Origin of the sequence: Enterococcus hermanniensis (assembly GCF_001885945.1) — a bacterium.
Lineage (GTDB): Bacteria > Bacillota > Bacilli > Lactobacillales > Enterococcaceae > Enterococcus_A > Enterococcus_A hermanniensis.
In genome coordinates this window covers 1-19,742 of the sequence record NZ_JXKQ01000017.1, presented here as the reverse complement: position 1 = coordinate 19,742, position 19,742 = coordinate 1, and the positions used below count along the sequence as shown (strand labels likewise).

Sequence of the window (19,742 nt, the reverse complement as noted above, 5' to 3'; positions counted from 1 at the left end):
GGTTTATTTGGTAATGCTGGATATGTTGTGATACCAACAATTTGAATAGTTGTATTGATATTTAAAGGTTCGTAGATGAACGGGACCTTGTCACCTTTATTAACTGTAGTGGACCACTTCATCGTTACGGATCCTGAAATGTCAGGATAGTCGTGTAGATCTTGCTTCAATCGAGCAGTCATATTTGATGCAATCGTATATCTTTCGTCTTCGACAGGATCTTGTATTCTTATTCCCCACCTCGATGATTCAGGAGAGGTGTAAGTTATCGGGTCAAACATATACTTATCGTTGTCATCTTTTTTACCAGATCCCCGAATTTGAGTTTTCAATGCGAATGTATCGATATCAAACTTCACATCATCAGTATTGTATTTGTATCTGATTTGCTGCTCGGTAATTTTTCCATAGGAATCTTTAGGGTAGAACCGCAAATATTTGTTGTCTGGAATAACGATTGCACCGTAATCGTCTAGCACCTCATTTATAAGATCTAGATAGTTCCCGTTACCAAAATTTTCTTGTTCCACAGATAAAAAAGTATTATCTGCATCGATGACTCCCCATGAAAAACCATTGTTTCCACTGCTAAAAATATGAGTCAGCAATTGTTTAATAGTTTTTGTTCCTGTTAAAACGTTATATTGCCAACAGTCCTGGATGGTGTAGTAAACATGTGTTGCTGTCACATCTTTATAAACCTGTTCTCCTGAAGCGTAGCTTGCCATTTGTTTAATCACGAAACGCTGACTGTTCCAAAGAACAAAGTTTTCGTAATCGATTAAATCGAACGTCATGCTATTTAAATCAGACTTGCATACAGTGAAACTGACTTCCCACGTCTCGTTCTCCTGCCAATTCTCAACAAAAGAATCCTTATCGTAATCGACAAGGATTTCTTCTTTATCTTCTTTTATATTTCTGATTAATATATCGGCCATAAACTCACCTACTTGTACAAGTAGTAGAAATCCCATGAGGTTTCTACATTAGCTACATTTTGTATTTCGATGTCATTCAGACCTTCAGCAAGAGTTATCAAACCATGATTCGTATCAATGCCATGATTCACACCGTTCAGCTTCGGATAGACACGATCTAAAGTGATTGTTTGTCCTAAGTTTGTTGAAAATTCAGGATAGTAAATAAATCGATCACCAGTTGTTCGATTGAAAATCGTAGCATTGCCTAACGACTCACCTTGTAAAGTGATTTTTAAATACACTTCTCTAGGATCTACAGGAAAACTCCCAGCGTTAAAGATAGTAAAACGACTAGTTTCATGAGTATATTTGTAATCTCCATCCACAAGTCCCTGACTGAATTGCCATTCATTATTCAGACTGAAATCAGATAGCGTTGAGGTAATCGATTCAGCGTACCCTTTAAACACATTAAAAGATACAGTGAAATGAGACATGAAAAACGCTTTTTTTGTAACCGATATACTGTCTAAAGACACCGGATAACGTTTTCCCGGCTCTTTCGAATAGATGAAATAGTATTCAGCTTCTCGAGAAAACAATTCTCTCAACTCAGTTTCTCTTAAAACGAGGTCGTCTAAAGTGCTGACCTTTAAATCAAAATCAAGCGTGATTGGAAATGAATCAAATGAATGATTAACTAATCTTTGGCCGACGGATCCTTGAAATGATGTAAATTCATTTTTTGGGACGGGCATTCCAATGACAATTGAAGCAACTTTAATATCATGATCATTCGTCAAACAGTAATCACAATCACTAAATCTTAATAAGACATCTGTTTTTACCATCTAAGCCCTCCTTGCCGTATATAGCTTACGTTTTAAAGTTCCCGCATTCGTTTGATCAACTGAATGACCAACTTGTTTTCCATCTAGATAACTATCGACTTTGACTGGCCGATTATTGATTTTATCAACCAAATCAGTTAGATCGCTTTTAGTAACATATCGATTAGATGAGCTAGATCCGCTTGAAGTTGGAGCTGCGGATGCCGGTCTATATTGTTCTCTAGCTAAAGTAGCTTTCTCGATTAAAGCGTCCGCTGTATCTTTTGCTGGATTAATAATGAATTCCTTCGCATAGCTAGGATCTTCACCAATCCATGCTAGGGTTGGTTTATCAATCTCACCGCCATTAGCGTACCAGTTATGAGCTTTCCAGAAACTTAAAGCTCCGTTAGCACCACCGTACCGTTCATTCACGTAATTACGCATCCATTTCAACTGTGTGATTGGATTTGTACGCCAATCTGAACCAGCAGTAGCCATTTTGCTACCAGGTAGTGATTGAGGTAATCCATAGGCCCCACTTGAAGCGTTGGTAGCAGAAGGGTTCCAACTCGATTCACGATTAACAATATAATCAATTGCCGCATATTCAGACGGACTGAATCCGGCCTGTTTCATCCAATTTTGATGACCACCGGTTGGTTTTACGTTTGTTCCTCCAGAATTCGAATTGCCATGATATATATCACCTGACCCCATCCGTCCAGAAATATGGACATGGTTGTCATGATCAGTTGATCCCCAAGGAACCCATTTACCAGAAGTGCCTCCGTGCGTGTATCCCATGCGGTCCCGAACCATTCCGTTAGTGATTACATAGCCAACTTCTTTAGGAAATTTTTCAAACGCATAGTTCGCCGCCTTGGTGTAAAGTGGATTCAATATAGCTCCTGGAATTGCGATATCAATAGCTTGATGTTGTCCATGATGGTATTGGTCTCCTGCTCGATATCCTGATGATACATAAAATCCATTGCCGAATTTCCCGATAACTTTTTGAGCTACCTTAACTAAGTAATCATACACGCCATTTGCATTCATTGCACCGTCAAAACTACCTGATGCGCCGAATTCTTCTTGATATTGATCGAATAACGATTGAGCATATTTGATTACGTTGTCCTTAACCGTACTCAAGCCACCTTTAGCAACCTTGAATTCTGCTGAGTCTCCTAATGAGTCCAAAAACTTGGATATACCAAGCTTATCCGTGACAGTGTTGTAAAGTTTGTCGGCTCCATCAAAGACGAATTCTTCAGCACTTTCTGCCTTTTCTTTGATCCAGTCAGCTATATTGTTGATTGTTCCCCAAACACCATTTGCATGGGCCGGCAATCCTCTAGTCATAGATAAGAACTGTTTAGAGGCTTCGTGTGGGAGAATCGATGTTCCGGCTTGTAAAGGTCGGATTTCAGGGCCTTGAGAACCAACTGCAAAAATACCTTTAGTGGGATGGTGAGCTAATTCAAATCCTTCTTCACCAACTAGCGCAATTTCATCTTCCGGTAATCCGCTAGTCCCTTTTGCATGGGCCCCGAACTTCCAGCTTCGTAAATCTTTACCCCAATCTTTATTTAATCCTCCAATTAAGTTACCAATTCCATGAGCGATTGCCTCTAATATGCTTGATAGATTTGTCTTCAAACCCTCCCAAGATCCCTGTACTGTACCAGTTTCATTTTGGGATGCTCCAATATGTTCTCGTGCCTGATCATTCGCTAATTTAACTACAGCTGTTTTTTGCTTTGTAATCTCGTCGCTGACTTTATCGTGCTGTTCTTTTGCTTTAGCAGTTACTTCTTTGTATTGATTTTTTGCAGCAGTATGAGTATCGTCGCGTTGCTTTCTAGCTTCTTTGACAACTTTTTCGTACTGTTCTTGAGAAAGAGTTCCCGTTTCGTCACGTTGACGCTTAGCTGCTTTTACAGTTTCTGTATACTTTTTATCAGCAGCACTAATGATATCGTCACGTGCTTTTTTAGCTGGTTTAACAGAGGCATTATAGAGCTTACCTGCCTCTTCTTGACTTGCTTCCAAATCTTTAGCGCTTAATTTACCTTTTTTATTACGAAGTTGTTTAAGCAAGTCCTCCTGCTCTTTGGCTCCGGTTTCGATTGCTTCGACAGCTTTCCCATTCATAGCAAATTGATCAGCAACATAATCCTTGACGAACTGTTTCCGTAATTTATTAAGTTCTTTATTTTTTTGCTTTTCACTTTTGCTAGCATCGTTCTGGATTTCTTCGGCGTTTTTATAGTATTCATTGACGGTGGTTTGCATTTTTACGAGAGCATCTTTTTTACTTTTCTTAGCAGCATCATTATTTTTTTGTTCGTTTTCTAAGATTTTATCGGCTTCTTCACGCGTCATAACACCTTGTTTAACAAGTAAATCTAAGTCCTTTTTTGACTTTTTTTGTTTTTTATCATAATAACCATCGATATCTTTACCCATCTCTTCAAAAAGTTTATCGGATTCTTTTTTCGCTTTCTGGGTACTTTTAGGATCGATCCCCATCTCAATAAGAAGTTCTTTATTAAGCTTTTTAATCTCAGGAGAAATCTTTTTGTTGATTTTTTTCTCATCAATTTCAATTTCGAGTTTAGCCTTAGTTTTTTTGACTTTAGGTTTCAATGGTTTCCCGTTTAGAGATTCTTGCAAACTACCAACAAACCCACTACCGAATTTCGAGCCGGCGAACTGGCCCGCCGCGCCACCTAGCACTGTGCCTATTGCTGTTCCAATTCCAGGAGCTATCATCGTTCCAATCGTTGCGCCTAGCTTAGCACCACCAAGCCCACCACCGATGCCACCAAGAAATCCTCCAGCTTTTTCACCAGCAGATCCTTCTTTAAAAAGCTCCGGCAAACTAGCAAGTACGCTAATAACTGGCGTCAGTTTAGCAAGACCTGTAACTAAAGAGCCTAGTTTCGCTGCAACGCCTGCTCCACCAACAGCGGCAGGCGCTACTGTAGCGGCAGTTTGAGTAACTGTTTGTGTTACTCCTGCTTTAGCAGTATTAGCAACTCCCCCACTTAAAAAGCTAGTGGCTTTCTCTACAGCGGTAAATTCAAGTAGTGAAGTTTTCGCTTTCTGCATCATTTCAATGAATTCAAAACCTTTTTTAACTGCAAACATAGTTACAATTGCTTTTCCTAAGAGTTCAACTTTATCTTTGTTGTCAGTCAGATTTTCAATAATTTTGTCCACTTGTTTTAAAGGATCTTTTATCTTTTTAGTATTATCATCAATCAACCCGAACATATTCGCTACGCCTAAGAGCATAGTTTTTCCTTGCTCCCAAACACCCGATAGCAATACTCCAGTTAGATCTTTTACATTACCTGTAATGTTACTAATGATAGTTTTATTTCGATCAATGTAATTAAATACATCAGAAACATGTTTAAATAATCCGACAACGGAATCAGAAGCGCCATTGACTATCCCTGTCAGTTTATCTTTCCCTAGATGCTTGATGATGTCGTTGATTCCACCGACGACATTCGCTTGCAAGTTACCAATTGCACCCTCAAAAGTTGATGTTGATTTAGCAGCTTCGATTGCGCCATCGTTCATTCCTAGTTTAGTAATTGCCTGATTGAATTCATCAGCAGAGATTTGCCCGTCTTCCATTGCATCACGGAAATTACCAGTAAATGCGCCATTCTTCTTCATAGCCTCTTGCAATACTCCAGAAGCTCCAGGAATAGCATCAGCAAGTTGGTTCCAGTTTTCAGTGGTCAACTTCCCTGCGCCTGCTGTTTGCGTTAACATCATAGCTACTGATTTAAAAGTCTCTGCATTACCGCCAGCTTGAGCATTTAAGTTACCAGCTGCTTGAGTTAATTCGGTATAATTTTTAATACCATTAGCTGCTAATTGAGCAGTTGTGTTAGAAACCGTAGAAAGGTCATATACAGTATCGTCCGCATACTTTTGAACGATTTTAGCCGCTTCACCGATTTCCTTTTCTCCAAATCCACCTAATTTCATTGTCGATTTGAATTTATCTATTGAGTCAGAAGCCTCTATAGATTCGCCAATAAGATCACTAAAGCTACCTGTGATTACTTGAACTGCACTTGAAGCAACTCCGGCAATCGCACCAATAGAAAGCTTATCTCTTAAGCTAATGAACTTTGATTCAGTCTTTTGAGCGGTGTCGCCTAGTTCTTTCGTTTCAGTCTTTGCTTTAGTGGCATCGGCATCTAAAATGGTTTCTTTTTTATTAGGTATCTCACTGATACCTTCTTTAGTAGCTTTGATCTTTAAGCTAGCGCCATCGTTATCTGCTTTGAGTTCAGTGATCTTGCTTTTCGGAATATCTTTCAAAAAAGCTTTTGTTTCTTTGACATCTTTTTCAGCTTCTGAGTTATCCGCTTTGATAGTGAACTTAACTGGATTATCAAAAGTATTGTCTACATCTTTTTTTGTAGACTTAGCAATTGTTTCTATCTTTGTCGTTTCATTTTTGAATGAATCATCCATCTTTGATCCAGTGTTCATTCCTAGCTTCGTCAGAACGTCATCAACGAAAGAGACGTCGTTTTTGAAATTCGGAAGGTTAGAGAGCATTACATCAATATTTATTGTTGCATCTGCTGCCATTCATTTCCCTCCTTTCTTAATTGTTTCATTCTGCTTGTGCAGCTAACATGTCGAACATGCTGCCAAGCTGATTATCTAAATTACTTACAGTCTTTTCAGAATCAAGCGCATAGTATTCTTGTAGTTCTAACAAAGCCGTTAATGCTTCCTCTTCTAAGCCAGCAACACTTCTTGAGCGAATAGATAAGATGCGTTGAAAGTGTGTTTTCTCACTCAATCCCGCCAGTAACGCTTTGAACGTTAAGTAGTGCATCTTTCCTCTTTGAGTCAGCAAATCGATTCCATAATCCGCAAAAAAAGACGCATAGATTGCACTAGCATCTTGTGAGTACGAATATAGTTTTTCTGGTTGTCCGTCAGTTTCGAATGATTCATCACTTTCAGAGTTGCCATAAGCATTTTTTTGAATGTAGTTGCTGATGCCTTCCACGAATTCACTTTTTTGATCAAAGGTAAATCGCTTAGCAAAATTGTCGTCACCGAAATAAAAGAGGTCGAAAGCTTTGTATATCTTTTCAAAAGATTTTAGATTCTTATCTTCTAACAACTCATAGAATTTAAGAACTGTATCAAAAGAAAGATCAATTGGTATTTCAATATCATCAATTAAAATGCTCGTCTCTAAATCATCAATTAAATCAAACAATCAGATCACTTCTTTTTATTATTTTTGTGGCGGTTACTGTAATGTTTATCTGCTGTTTTCTTTCGCTCGACCATTACCTTGTTTAACTCAGCTTGGATCAATCCAATAACTGTGTTCAGAACTTTTGTGCTTGAGCCATAAGCTTCATAAACTCGTTGACCTTCACCTTTGCCTAAAATAATGTCTAAGGTCGCCAAAGCGCTATCTCGCATTGTATCCGTTTCGCTTTGAACAAAATTTTTGAATTGATCGGCAGTAGTTGTTTCTGGCATTTTTTCTAATTCCGCTTCTATATCTCTTACTTGGAGAGATAATTCAATATTTGTATAGTTATTTATAGCTAGATCTACCTCATCTGAAACAACGACATCGTAGTCTTGACCAGCAATTCGTAATCGTTTAGTTAGTGATAACTTTTCATCTAAATTGATAACATTGTTAATAGCCATTCGTTTTCCTCCTAATAACCAGAGGCTTCATAGCCTCTAGTTATACATTCTCAATCTTTTTTTATGCAGCTTTAACGGTTACTGCGCATTTAGCAGTCTTGCCATTTGCAGTCGTTACAGTAATATCAGCTGTTCCAGCTTTCACACCAGTTACTTTCCCTTTTGAATCAACTCCTGCAATAGTTGCATCACTTGATTTGTAAGTCACTGTCTTATCAGTAGCATTTGTCGGCGCTACTGTTGCTGTTAATGTCTCATTCGCCCCAACCACAAGTGAAGTCGTCGTTTTATTCAACGTAACTCCAGCAGGGCTAATTACTCCCCCGCCGCTACCGATTTAGGCTTGCCATCGAATGCCATTGTGAAGCTGAAGGTTTGTTTAGCATTGGCTGCACCGCCAAAAGGCACGATAGAAGTCAATGTAACGACCGCTTGAACTTTATTCCCTTTAGCATCAGTCCATTGTGCTAACGTGCGTAATTCATCTCCGATTAACAAGAATTTAGACGCTACATAATCTTGAGCTGGATCTCCAAATACACGGTGTCCCGCAACTTGGAACGTGATATTTTTACCGGTTACTGTCGTATCCGTGAATCCTTCTCCATCGTAGTAAGGGGATGCATCTGTAGTGTCCGCTGCAGCCGGAGTAATAGTTGTAATCCCTGCTGCTAATGGTGCGAATTCAGCTGATGCGATTTGATCTAAATCTGTACTTCCTGAAGTATCGATTTCTAATTTATTTTTGAAGTTCAACAAAGACTCTTTTTTTGTTTCAGCAAAGGTTTGTAAATTCATTTTCATATGTGTTTCCTCCTAATTTTTGAATTGATGAATGGTGATTTTGATACCTAGCAAATAAGTTGAGTTCCCTTGCACGTCCTGTTCGCTAACAAAAGGAGTCTCACTTATTTCGATACCTAAAAAGACGAAGCTCCCATCTTCTGATTCCAAAGTTGAGAGTTCGTCCAAATGATTTGATATGAGCCAAAGAGTTTGATTGGCTTTTTCTTGGTCTGTCGTGTTAAATCCGACTTCATACAACATTTCTCGTTCTTTCGTACCGTCAAAGTATTCCTCGACTGTCCGACTTCCCGGCATTGAATAGACGCAAAGCGTGTCTTCGCCGTTTAAGAAACCCATTGAGCACGGCATTGGGAGACCTTGAATAGAATCTATTGAATCGGATAATCTTTCCCACAAATCCATTACAAGTTCCCCCCATCGATAAATGCCTTGCGCCAAGCGTCCATGTGATTCGCTTTTGCTCGCAAGTCCCATCGTCGGCTTGTACCAGGAGTAGTGTAGTTCTTAAACTCATTTCCTTTCGAACTTACACCACGAAATTGAGGGCCAGCATATGGCATTCGATAAGCAATACGATCGCCATTTGAAGTACCGCTCATTCGTAAGTGTCCGGTTCCAGGGCGCATCGGAACGTATTGGTCCATATCTGCTAAAGCTTGATTTGTTAATGCAAACTTAGCTCGTTTGATATTTGAAACCGAAGTCTTTTTATCAAAAACAGACTTGTTAATATTAATTACAAGCATTACAACACCTCCAACTCATACGAATAGACTTCATTGCTGTAAGGATTGCGATTATCTACAATCGTTGTAATCGTGTATATTTCACCCTCAAATTCAATCTCTGATCCAACATGGTTCTTATTGATCATTGGCATTGGATCAGAAACACCGCCAAATAAAAAAGCGATAGCGTTCGCTACCACTTGCCGATTGTTGTTACTTCCGCTGTAAACTGTTTGAGATTGAAAAATCATGTGATTAATCGTGATTGGTTCGGAAAAAATAGGCTTTTGCCATTTGTCTTTTCCTTGTATTAGACGCAGCTCAATAGATTGATTGCAGTACTCCTTTGGTATTAATGGAATCATCTATAATCAACTCCTTTGTAAAGAAGCCCTGTATACACCAGTTCGTTATAAGCTTCTGTAGCAACCATTGTTCTTCCAACAGTTGCCGCATTCGCACTTCCTGATTCAATTCGCATACGGCCAACACTGACGCTTGGAGTCGAAGCATTTAACAAATCTGATAGAGATGTAACGCCTACTGATTTTAAATATTCAATTTGAGTAGCCATCGCAATCTTAAATTTATCTACTCTGTACTGAACTTTATCTTCAGCCAATGAATGTTTCATATAGAAATCGCCGGTCACTCTGTTGAGTTGACGAGCGGCACACTTTTCTAGATCGTCAAACTCGGTAACTGATACTTTATTGAAGCCTAATTCTAGATATTCTTCATGTGTAAGATAGCTCATAGTTGCCTCCTTTCAATTAAAAAAGGATAGCTACTAAACTATCCTTCGCTTGGTGCAGTTACTGTGATTTTACAAGTAGCTGTTTTTCCATTTGTAGTCGTTGCCGTAATTGTGGCAGTGCCAGCTTTGACACCAGTAACTTTTCCTAGAACTGGCGTTACCGTTGCGATCGTTTCATCACTTGAAGTAAATTGAACCGATTTATCAGTAACATTCGCTGGCGCTACAGTAGCAGATAATGTTTCTGTTACTCCCACCGCTAGCGTAGCTGTTGTTTTATTCAAAGTTACGCCGGATGGGTCTACGCTTTTGGGACGTATGAAACGTAAATTGCTTTCTTAGCATTATCAAATACAATTGCATCGTAGTAGTCCAAACCTTTGATAGTGTCACGGTATCCGTTTCGGTCTTGTGAAGCTGGAACTGTGTCAACAGTACCAAATTTAACAATTGGAGCAATTGCAGTTAACGGAGTAATAATGAAGTTGATTGTATCTTTGATACCAATTCCGTTAATGCGGTTTTTGGCAACTTTTAGGATAGGTACTCCACCATCAATTTGAGCAACTGTACGATTGATTCCGTTGACTTGCATTTGGTTAGTAGAGAATGTTTTGCTTACGCCTTTTGCATTTTTCAGCAAGCGATATGTTGCTGCAGAAACAAACATCACATAACCGCCAGGCACTTCATTATCAGTCATATACTCTTCAGCAGCATCGTATGCAGCTAAGATATTGTCTTCTGTTAATGTTTCATTAACTTTATTACCAGCATTGTCAAACATTACTTGGACAGCGACTTTGTCCCGATGTGGTACCGTGATCAAGCGTTTGTGTTCTGTCACAACATTATTGATTGTCAATGCCGCACTTTCCGATTGATCTAACTGGTCAACATCATACCCAAACCAGTCTTCATGTGTTAATTTGATTGTTTCCTTAGCAATGCTAATCTTGTTACGAGCATTTTCACCATTACGAATATACTCAGTCGCTTCCATAAACCCAGACATTTTGTTGATACGTACTTCATTTGCTCCCACAAAATCAGCAGCAGTAATACTTTTTGCTCCTTGAGTTAAGACATCCCATACCTGAGAATCCGCGCGAAACTCTTTATCAATTGTTGCTAGATCTTTACTATCTAATACTAAAGCCATATTTATTCACCTAATCTTTCCTGAATTTTTTCTAAAATAGATTTATCCTCCTGACCATTCGGGTTAGGATTGTTTGGATTAACGAACTGAGGCGGTTTTGGCGCTCCTTGAAACAAGTAATCATTTTCTGATCGGACGGTTTCAAGCGCTTTATCCAACCCTTTCACTTCGCCGTTATCCGTAAGTTCTAAAGAACTCGAATCAAGCAAAGCTTTAACAGCTTTGACATTTCGTGCACCTGATTGCGTAATAGCTAAATCAATTGCTGATTGCTTTTGCAGTTCAGCAATTTTTGTGGCACTCTCAGCTTTCGACGTATCAAAAGCCGCTTGTAACTCAGTTAGTTGCTTAGTTAAATCTTCATTCCCTTGAGCTGACTCTTTTAATGAATCTAATTCTGTTTGGTTGTTTGCCAGTTGTGTTTTAAACTGCTCAACTTCTTGTTGCGCACCAGTAAGTTTGCCGTTTAATTCGTTAACTGTTTGACCATGAAGTGCCATGATCGAGCCAATTTTTTCATCATCGAGTCCTAAAGCTTTCAAATCTTCTCTTTTCATGCTGATTCTCTCCTTCGATTATTTTACGTGGCAACGACCACGAATGAGTTGAGTAGTTTAACGTCATACTTAGGACGAAAAAAAGCCTAACAACAATCGTTAGACTTCAATAGATTTTTTCCCGAGCGTAATCACGACCGAGAAAGTTATTGTCATTCACTATTTTTTTTACAGCTGACTGGTATTTTCTAACAGATAGCCTATATTTAAGGATTCCCTGTTCGTCATCCAATTCTTTGGCGAGTTCCAATTTTCGTTTTTCTTCACGCACACGACGCTCCAACGCTCGTTGTTTTTGTTGTATCTTGCCGTTAGAAACGGATTCTTGACGATCATATTGCGGTTGGTTATTTGTATTTACTCCTGGAATATACGGCCATTTGATATGAGTGCAATTTATACCAAACGTTCCACCTGGTGTTCCATATCCATGGTTATACAGACTTTCAAAATATTCGCCAGTTTCTTTATCGGTAAAGCTTTTTCTTCGATCGGTAACAAGTTTGCCTTGTATTGGAGCACACGCCTCACGGCTTGCCGGATGGCTACTCATTACAAATGTACGTATGCCGTTGTCATGAGCTGCAGTATCACGTACAGATTGAAAGGCTCGATTGGATGTCGTGCTTACTACCGTTCGAACATATCCTTCTAGTCCCCATTCATTACCACCTTTATCGACAAGCACTGGCTTAATACCTTTATCACGCCATTTGTAAATAGTGTCTGCTAGCGCTCGTTCTGGCGTTTTAGTACCCGCTATAACTGAACCTGTTGTTTCTTTGATGATTTGCTGATACATATCAGTAGTTATCGATTTTTCTCCATAGTTAGCGGAAACAAGCGTTTGGTTCACTGTATTTTTTATATCTAAAAATGTTTGTTTCGCATAACCGCTGAGGACTTGATCAATATCAGGCTTTATAACCGGATTAGCATTTCCTTTGCTAATATCTGCTATTGATTCATCATAAACTTTCAGACCTTGATCAATAAATAGTTTATTAATTGCCTCCTTTGCTAATCCAGTAGCCTCGGCAAGCAACTTAATAGTAGCCTCGTTAACTAAATGAAGCTCATTCAGCATTTTAATTTGCCAAGTCAATACGTTGTCAGAAGTTATTCCTTTCGTATCCAACCGGTTAGCAATCAATTTAAAGATTTCCTGCTCCAAACTCATGTAAATATCTTGGATTTGTGAACTAGTTATTGTTAATTGGTGTGGATTGGTCTTTAAATCAGCCATCTATATCACTCCAAAGGGTCCATTGGTTCTGAAGTTGTTCCAGTTATTACTTCACTATTGATTTCTTCAGCAAGTTTTTTAGCTTCTTCTTCTGTTAAACCATCTAATGCCATCAACGCTTGAACCTTAGTACCTAAGCCAGCAGCAATACGAGTAGCCCAATACGTAAGCAAACCACTCTTATCTGTAAAAATACCGTCATCAAAGTCCACAGCAATATCTTCGATGTCGGGTATAAATCCATTAAAAATACCATTCAATTTCGCTAACTCACAAATTGAAATTACTAACTCTTGAATAGCTCGTTCGATTTGTGCTGTTTGGCTGTTGCGTGTTTGATATGTCATGCTGTTTTCTGATACGATTTCTGTCGCTGTTTTAATTCCTTGGGCTTCACTAAAGCTAAATGTTCCAGCGGAAAATCCTGTTTGCATCTCATATTTTTTTATAAGATTATTGATTGATTTAATATAGTCATCAGCCCGAATTGACGTCGTTAAGTCTTGTACTCCTAAGCCATCTCCGAAATTATCAGTGAACTTTAAAAATACGTTTTGATCACTGTCGAAAAATGGTGTTGCTATCCCAGTCTCTGGATCAGGCATTGTTTTCGTGAGAGAATTCGACACCGCTACACGCCTTTGTCCCATTTTTATTTCCCAATAAAATTGATCGTTAGCGTCGTTTATCTGTTTGAGCGTTGAACGAGCATTAGAACCAAGCCCTAGGCCAAGAGGAGAGGTAATATCTTTATTATTAAATCCTGCTGGCTTCAAGTAAACGACTTGTGGGCGGCTAAATTCTTGTTGATAGAAAGTTGCTGAATCGGCCATATTAGCATAAAGCGTTTCAAGAGGGACTTTCACGCCAACTGTATTTATTTCTTCACTACGATACAGTTCATTTGTTACTACATATTCTTTTTCATTCCATTCGTGGAATTCTAGCAACGTGTAGTAGGCTGTTTTATCGCCTTCTGTGCGCCTTGATTTACTCGCAATAGCAAAGTTGCTGATATTATTGCTATTTGATTGTAGCGGGTAAATAGTCGGCGCTTGTGCCCACGATAGCTTAATTTGTTTGCTGATATCATCGTAGTAAGGTCGTATAGCCAAGCCGCCCATTGCGAACATTGATTCCAGATAGCTCTCAAAGTTCTTCATAAAGTCGTTATTCGCTAACGTTGTTCTTACGAATTCAGCTGTTTTTTCATCATTTACATTGATTTTGCACTGTTCATTAAAAACAATACTCGCCATTCGTTTAGCACTGACTTGTAGCATGTTTAGCGAGACGTACTCACGTTCTTGAGTGTGGCCGTCCGAATTCCTATATTTTACTTTTGGTAACTCTCCTGAAAAGTAACGTCTATCTATTCTAATGCGTTCATACTCATCTTCATTCATCGTAATTTTTGGATGATCTATAATTCTAGTTAAACTTTGTACCATACCTACCTTAGCCCCTCCTTTCCTAAATAAGTTCATGATTGTATCGAAAACACTCACAGCGTCACCCCCTACACTAGATACGTTCTAGTAAAGTAATTCACCCCATAGCGCAATTCATCTAGCGCATGGTTGTATTTATCAATTGGCAATCCGTTATCGTTTCTGACGTACATGCCGATTTCTTTTATTAAGTTGTAATGATCGTATTTATCCCCGTGGTCCAATAAAAAAAGAGATTGCTTAGATAGAACGTTTTGCACTCGTTCAATCCCAACTTCAATTTTCATTCCGTTACTGTTTACTTTGTCTCGACTGTTGTTATCCGCTTTGTCAGTCATAATACCAACTAAATGCAATTCTTCCCGTAAAGACTTACATGCAGGATCGACAAAGTAGTATTGCGGCCTTGGATAGTTTCTCCATTTATCAAAACACCATTCAACAAATATTTTGATTTCGCTAGCGTACACTGACATGGCCTTTGTCGTACCTGTTTCAGTCCCAGAGTGATAATAATTAGCTAAGCGGTAAAGACCATACTTTCCTTTGTTATACGCCACACACCAAAATGCACATGTAGTAGCATCCCCTTGACCACCATCAGCAGTGAAGAATGTTTCTATTACTCGTCCTTCGACTGTTTTAACCATATGTGTATCTTGGTCAAACATTGAATAGATAATTCCTTCTGGCATGACACGCTCGCCTAACCAGTCACGTTTAAACAAATAATCTGAATTAGATAGTTCTTCTTTTAGCTCTCTCTTACGATCGTCGGATAAAATCGGGTTGTCATCCGGCGTCCAATGTCTAAATAAAAAACGTCCCGATTTCTCGAAACGTTCTAATAGTTCTAGATTGGGATGGTTGGGAGCCGGCGGATTTTGTTCACCTAAGTGATAGCGCCACTCTGCAGCAAACGTCCGTCTAAAGCACTCATTAATAAAATCTTTATGCAGTAGGTTAAATTCAAGGAATGTCACTGAACCTAGCGACATACCTGTAATGGCTCCAACACTATTGACCTTTCCTCCGCCTTTATAGTAAATTTTCTTTTCACCATTTGGCGCATATAAAAGTAAATGATCGCCGTGTTCATCATGTCGAATATCAGAGCATCCATCAAATATATGTGCCAATCCAAGGCCGTCACCATCCATAAACATCCGATAGGCTTGTTCCTGATTATAAGCTGTGACCATATGGTTTTGGTCAGGAGAACGTAAATAGAAGTCTGCCATTTTAAAGATATCAGCAGTGGTTTTTCCTGATCTAGGAGTTAAGTTCCCTCGTTCAATTCGAACGTAATGTTATTAACATTTTGATTAATATTGCTCGTTTGCTTTTCACTGAATTTCAACAAGGGTAACCACCTCCTTATTTATTAAATGCAAGAGGACAAAAAAGTTACAAATACGTGACCTCGTAACCCAATCTTGATTTATTTCTATTTTTTAACGAATTTCTAAGAGTCTTCTCGTTGCAATCAACGTGTTTAGCAGCTCCTGCTATACTTTCAAATTCTCGATCCATTCCTATCTTTTCGTTTACTACTCTTATAGGTCTTCGTTTTGCTGCCGCAAACATTTTCAACCTTTCGATTTGTTCATCAGAAACTTCTTGAAGCCCTGTTTTGTAGGCGTGCAGCTGATTTTCCGATTGAGTAACCCACTCTAAATTAGAGACTTGATTATTATGAGTATCTCCATCTATGTGATTGACATATCTTTTTCCATCCACATGTTCTAAAAAATTTTTAGCTACTAATCTATGGACTAAGAAAAACTTTTGCTTAGCAGTGCCGTCTCGGAGTCCTATTTCTTTATAATTTCTACGAGTTATACGTTGTTTCATAATTCGTCCTCTGGAGTTTCTTACTTTTCCCATATTACTTATTTCATAATTCGGATAATCAATCAACGTTTTCCAAATTTCCATATAACCACCTCTAGTTATATTTTACCGATACTTCGGAAACCATTCAATATATTAGCCACTTCCATCACCTCCAGACTTAACGTCTAGAAGCGATTGTAACAACTCATTAACTTTTCCGCTTTGAGTTAATTTATCAGCTTTATTCTTAGCAAGTGCGGCTTCTGCTGTAGCCTTGTCTGCTTGAGCTTGTAATAATCGTTCTTTACCTTCACGATCAATTGGATAACGTTTAAGTATCTCTTTCAAAGCGTTGGTTCGCTGGTTTATGTCTGGCTTTTTATCTTCGATAGTAATCACACCATCAGAAGTGCCTATGTACATCGTCTCTTCCATTTCGCCACGAGCAATAGTAGTCAACAGTTCCATTGCCTCAGAAGCTTGCATAATTCGCTTTGATGCCATTTCTTCAAGAACACCGTCAATATAGGATTTAATGACAGGTTTTGACAAGTTTTCAGTTCCAGCTCTATTAGCTGTCTTAGCGCTATAACCCGCCAACCTCGCTGCTTCCGTTGCATTACCTAATCGAATATATTCATCTGCAAAACGACGTTGTTTTTCTGTTAGTTTAGCCATCCATATTCCACCACCTCGCTATCTGTGTTTGTTTTGTAAAAAAAGACTTCTAAGAAAAATTAAACTCTAATTGTTTTCGTTCTCTTTTCTAATGTATTGTAAGCGTTATTATGATATATTTTTTCTACGATTGGTAATTAAAATTTGTTTTATTAGGCCGCTGCGGAAACAGCGGTCTATTTTTGTGTTCTCTATTATCTAGTCACCAGCCCGTTACGCTTGCCAAATAAACGTTTAATCCGATCTAGCACTTGTCTCATTATCTATACCTCCAAGGGCAAAATAAAAAGACCACTCATGTGAGTGATCTCTCTTTTAGTTACGCAAGCTCATAAACCTTTCAAAGGCTTCTTCATCTTGCATCAATTTAAAATATTCTATATCTCTCTCGTAAGCAAGTTCATTTAGTCGTGTTTGATTTTCTTTGTTTTTTCCGCTTATTGTATTTCTAGTTAAACCTGTCAATTGACTTTCAAAAAATAGATTAGTTTTAGACCAACCATTATCAATCAGGGATACAAACATTTCTATTCCTCCTCAAAATAAAAAGACCACTCAATGAGTGATCCAAAAATATGTATCAGGCAGCACATGAACTTTAAAGGAAGAGGAGCTATTCACTTCCTTCTATATTTTGTGTGTGCCGTCAGATCGTTAAGAATAATCACGAGAAGAGGCTGTTCACCTCCTTCATATATTCTTTATTTGTTGCGGCCTGTGCAGCAGACCACGATTTATTTCAACAGCAAAACTGCTGTATCCATACTATTTCATAATATAATTCTAACACCTTTTTCCGAACAAAAAGGGCAGAAAAAGGGCAATTTATTTTGTCACGATTAATTTTCCATCTCTATATACATCAGCGAACTCTAATAATGCTTCTGCTTTTAGATCTTTAATGCTGCGTTCTGAGTATCCTAGTTCTGATCCGATTGCAAAAGCGGTCAGTTTTTCATTTTCACAAAAGGTCATCGAGATGATTTCTTTGCTTATTCGTGAAATACGGTTTAACGCTGCGTTTATTTCGTTCAATTCATTTTCTGCATCCACTCTGATGCACGTAGCGTCTTCTGATTTATTTGTATATGAACTCGGCGTTCTCGGCATATCGCTTATAATTGGTGATCGCAAATTAATCTCGTCCTGTCCTGCGATCCTACTCAAACGACGGTATGAAGCTAGTATTCGTTTTGCTTTGAATTTTGTTTCTCTTACATCTATCTCTTCGAACAGTTCCAAGGCGATCGCTCCTATGCTATAATATTATGGATGAGATAACATTTAGCACTGAGCGAAAGCTTGGTGCTTTTTTTATGAATATGTTAAATTCTAAGTAATCTAGCGGAAACTAGATATTGGTCAATGTTGGGTAGCCGGTGGTCGGCTACCTTTTTCTATACAATTGAATCGGTTAGTGGAACTAATATGCTAAATTAACTAAACTGCTTAACCGATCAATTTCTAACTGAATAACGATTCTTGTTTCAAGAGACTCATCACATTGATAAGCAGCAGCAATAATAGCTGATGCACGTTGTACCGCATCAATTGGATTATTTTGAACATCTGCCAAACTAACGCTAATAGTGCCTAACTCTGCTTTAACTCTCTTTTTTCTCTGTCTTTTGTTCATTCAGCCACCTCTTTTCTATTTGATAGGGTGAGTTAGCGTAGATCATCAACTTTTATTTCTAAAGCGTCTGCTAATTTGCAAGCTAACTCAAAACTTGGTTTCTTTATTCTTCCCATTTTTAAATCTGATATTGTTCCAGAATGAATTCCCATTTTCTTTGCAAGTTGTTCCTGATTCAAACCGATGATTTCCATATTTTCTTTTACTTTATTCCACATATTACATTCCTCCATAATCACAATATATAGTATCATTCGTATTGCGTTCCCCATATATGTCGTATATCATTGATAATGAATAATGCGGCTGCCAATGTATTATTCAAGTATCAGTGAGTGGTCCACTGAAATAATGATAAGGAGGTACCTCAATGAGCGAAGACGTTACATTAAACTCGTTTCCATCAAATAGAATCGAAGCACTTACTATGCTCTACTTACAACAACAAAACTTGAAAGATCTTTCTCCAGAAGAACTTACGAAAAAATATTTTGAAGTTTACAAAGAAGTGCGACAATCTATTATAAATAAGGGCTCTAGAGATAGTGATCACTACTTACAAATCAATCTTTAAGAATTGATGCTAATCGTGCTATAGAATTAGAGTACTCAACTAAAACTTCACTGGATTTCTCTACCTCTGACTTGTTGGACAACAAAATAATTTGTTGCTCGACAAGTTTTTTGATTTTTTCTTCTAACATTTTTGAATCATTCCTTTCTTCAATCTTTGATTCGGGTGGTTAACGTAGTTGCTTACGCTTGTTCCATCGAAAAATATCCAAGCAACGTTCCATTTTTTACTAACTGGAATTTTTGGTCTCTGCCATCTACATCGTTCATATATATTCCCTCTAGAAGCATTTTGAACTGATATTTAAGTCTCAGCTGCGTCGCTTGAGTTTCTGACACGTAAGATACTCTTTCAGGTTGGTCTAGTAGTGTTTCGGTTACTTTAATCATTTTATTTCCTCCAATAACTCTGAATTTTCGTAGATGTTGCCAAGGGCTTCATATTGATAAATTGAACTCCCTAATGAACTCATAAATTTTTGATGTCCGAAGCTCTTTTCGTCTAAATAAAACATGGTGTTTCTTTTTGAATATCTAACCAAGCCTTTTATTTCAAAAGGCGTACTCGAATCGGTAGTCAGATGTTGTTGTCCGACAACTACATCCCCCTCAAATATTTCCACGCCGTTCTTGTCTTTAAGGCCTGTTGATTGTCCTATTGTCTCAATATCAACGTACTGGGCTGTATGATTAAATATTTGTGCATATGAGCGTGTAGACGCTCCGCAAAACTCAGGCATGATGAAGCAGGTATTTTCATCGAACTTTACGCAGCTCCCTTGAATCCACCCACCATCAGGACATTTCCCTCTAAACTTCGGTATCATTCGC

The 19,742-nt window shown here is 38.3% G+C and carries 25 protein-coding genes and 1 pseudogene; 1 reads left to right on the top strand and 25 read right to left on the bottom strand.

Features of this window, described 5'->3' with window-relative positions:
- The 23 genes and pseudogenes from RV04_RS12100 to RV04_RS11990 all read right to left on the bottom strand — a co-directional run.
- Positions 1-941 (bottom strand): phage tail protein (locus tag RV04_RS12100; RefSeq protein WP_071858724.1); only part of this gene is annotated, 941 nt, incomplete at its 3' end.
- Between the two features lie 8 nt (positions 942-949).
- The gene (locus RV04_RS12095) at positions 950-1,774 is read right to left on the bottom strand and encodes a phage tail family protein (RefSeq protein ID WP_071858723.1); all 825 of its coding nucleotides are present in this window, start codon (positions 1,772-1,774) and stop codon (positions 950-952) included.
- A complete protein-coding gene (locus tag RV04_RS12090) occupies positions 1,775-6,385 on the bottom strand; it encodes an aggregation-promoting factor C-terminal-like domain-containing protein (RefSeq protein ID WP_071858722.1) in 4,611 nt (1,536 codons plus the stop codon).
- 25 nt (positions 6,386-6,410) lie between these two features.
- Complete coding sequence (locus tag RV04_RS12085; protein ID WP_071858721.1) at positions 6,411-7,031, bottom strand: Gp15 family bacteriophage protein; 621 nt, start codon at positions 7,029-7,031, stop codon at positions 6,411-6,413.
- 5 nt (positions 7,032-7,036) lie between these two features.
- The gene (locus RV04_RS12080) at positions 7,037-7,480 is read right to left on the bottom strand and encodes a hypothetical protein (protein WP_071858720.1); all 444 of its coding nucleotides are present in this window, start codon (positions 7,478-7,480) and stop codon (positions 7,037-7,039) included.
- 61 nt (positions 7,481-7,541) lie between these two features.
- Positions 7,542-7,775 (bottom strand): Ig-like domain-containing protein, encoded by a 234-nt coding sequence (locus RV04_RS12075; protein ID WP_084405649.1) that lies wholly within the window; start codon positions 7,773-7,775, stop codon positions 7,542-7,544.
- A 20-nt stretch (positions 7,776-7,795) separates the two neighbouring features.
- A complete protein-coding gene (locus RV04_RS12070; protein WP_071858718.1) occupies positions 7,796-8,284 on the bottom strand; it encodes a phage tail tube protein in 489 nt (162 codons plus the stop codon).
- Positions 8,285-8,296: 12 nt separating this feature from the next.
- Positions 8,297-8,689: a phage tail terminator protein gene (locus RV04_RS12065; protein ID WP_071858717.1), complete on the bottom strand. Its 393-nt coding sequence runs from the start codon at positions 8,687-8,689 to the stop codon at positions 8,297-8,299.
- Positions 8,689-9,033 carry a minor capsid protein gene (locus tag RV04_RS12060; RefSeq protein WP_071858716.1) on the bottom strand — a complete coding sequence of 115 codons (345 nt, stop codon included), beginning with the start codon at positions 9,031-9,033 and terminating at the stop codon, positions 8,689-8,691. Before RV04_RS12060 ends, RV04_RS12065 begins: the two co-directional genes overlap by 1 nt.
- Positions 9,033-9,380, bottom strand: a complete 348-nt coding sequence (locus RV04_RS12055) for a putative minor capsid protein (protein ID WP_071858715.1) — start codon at positions 9,378-9,380, stop codon at positions 9,033-9,035. Before RV04_RS12055 ends, RV04_RS12060 begins: the two co-directional genes overlap by 1 nt.
- A complete protein-coding gene (locus tag RV04_RS12050; protein ID WP_071858714.1) occupies positions 9,377-9,772 on the bottom strand; it encodes a hypothetical protein in 396 nt (131 codons plus the stop codon). Before RV04_RS12050 ends, RV04_RS12055 begins: the two co-directional genes overlap by 4 nt.
- 38 nt (positions 9,773-9,810) lie before the next feature.
- Positions 9,811-10,056, bottom strand: coding sequence for an Ig-like domain-containing protein (locus tag RV04_RS12045; RefSeq protein WP_071858713.1), 246 nt, complete (start codon positions 10,054-10,056; stop codon positions 9,811-9,813).
- 17 nt (positions 10,057-10,073) lie between these two features.
- A complete protein-coding gene (locus RV04_RS12040; RefSeq protein ID WP_071858712.1) occupies positions 10,074-10,934 on the bottom strand; it encodes a capsid protein in 861 nt (286 codons plus the stop codon).
- 2 nt (positions 10,935-10,936) lie between these two features.
- Entirely contained in the window at positions 10,937-11,491 is a 555-nt protein-coding gene (locus RV04_RS12035) for a phage scaffolding protein (protein WP_071858711.1), read from the bottom strand.
- A gap of 106 nt (positions 11,492-11,597) precedes the next feature.
- Complete coding sequence (locus RV04_RS12030) at positions 11,598-12,737, bottom strand: phage minor capsid protein (protein WP_071858710.1); 1,140 nt, start codon at positions 12,735-12,737, stop codon at positions 11,598-11,600.
- A gap of 5 nt (positions 12,738-12,742) precedes the next feature.
- Complete coding sequence (locus RV04_RS12025) at positions 12,743-14,188, bottom strand: phage portal protein (protein ID WP_281246554.1); 1,446 nt, start codon at positions 14,186-14,188, stop codon at positions 12,743-12,745.
- 68 nt (positions 14,189-14,256) lie between these two features.
- Positions 14,257-15,551 (bottom strand): annotated as a pseudogene (locus RV04_RS12020) (PBSX family phage terminase large subunit).
- 44 nt (positions 15,552-15,595) lie between these two features.
- Positions 15,596-16,126: an NUMOD4 domain-containing protein gene (locus tag RV04_RS12015; RefSeq protein ID WP_071858709.1), complete on the bottom strand. Its 531-nt coding sequence runs from the start codon at positions 16,124-16,126 to the stop codon at positions 15,596-15,598.
- A gap of 51 nt (positions 16,127-16,177) precedes the next feature.
- Entirely contained in the window at positions 16,178-16,702 is a 525-nt protein-coding gene (locus RV04_RS12010) for a terminase small subunit (protein WP_071858708.1), read from the bottom strand.
- 315 nt (positions 16,703-17,017) lie between these two features.
- Positions 17,018-17,227, bottom strand: coding sequence for a hypothetical protein (locus tag RV04_RS12005; RefSeq protein WP_071858707.1), 210 nt, complete (start codon positions 17,225-17,227; stop codon positions 17,018-17,020).
- A gap of 300 nt (positions 17,228-17,527) precedes the next feature.
- Positions 17,528-17,944, bottom strand: coding sequence for an ArpU family phage packaging/lysis transcriptional regulator (locus tag RV04_RS12000; RefSeq protein ID WP_071858706.1), 417 nt, complete (start codon positions 17,942-17,944; stop codon positions 17,528-17,530).
- Between the two features lie 181 nt (positions 17,945-18,125).
- Entirely contained in the window at positions 18,126-18,338 is a 213-nt protein-coding gene (locus RV04_RS11995; RefSeq protein WP_071858705.1) for a hypothetical protein, read from the bottom strand.
- A gap of 32 nt (positions 18,339-18,370) precedes the next feature.
- Positions 18,371-18,556, bottom strand: coding sequence for a helix-turn-helix transcriptional regulator (locus tag RV04_RS11990; RefSeq protein ID WP_071858704.1), 186 nt, complete (start codon positions 18,554-18,556; stop codon positions 18,371-18,373).
- A 152-nt stretch (positions 18,557-18,708) separates the two neighbouring features.
- Between RV04_RS11990 and RV04_RS11985 the strand changes: the two genes are divergently transcribed.
- On the top strand, positions 18,709-18,912 hold the full coding sequence (locus RV04_RS11985; RefSeq protein ID WP_071858703.1) for a hypothetical protein: 204 nt from the start codon (positions 18,709-18,711) through the stop codon (positions 18,910-18,912).
- 182 nt (positions 18,913-19,094) lie between these two features.
- Here RV04_RS11985 and RV04_RS11980 read toward each other — a convergent pair whose 3' ends face one another.
- Complete coding sequence (locus RV04_RS11980; RefSeq protein WP_071858702.1) at positions 19,095-19,301, bottom strand: hypothetical protein; 207 nt, start codon at positions 19,299-19,301, stop codon at positions 19,095-19,097.
- Positions 19,298-19,742: YopX family protein (locus RV04_RS11975; protein ID WP_071858701.1), on the bottom strand; the 445-nt coding region annotated here is incomplete at its 5' end. The genes RV04_RS11980 and RV04_RS11975, both read right to left, overlap by 4 nt.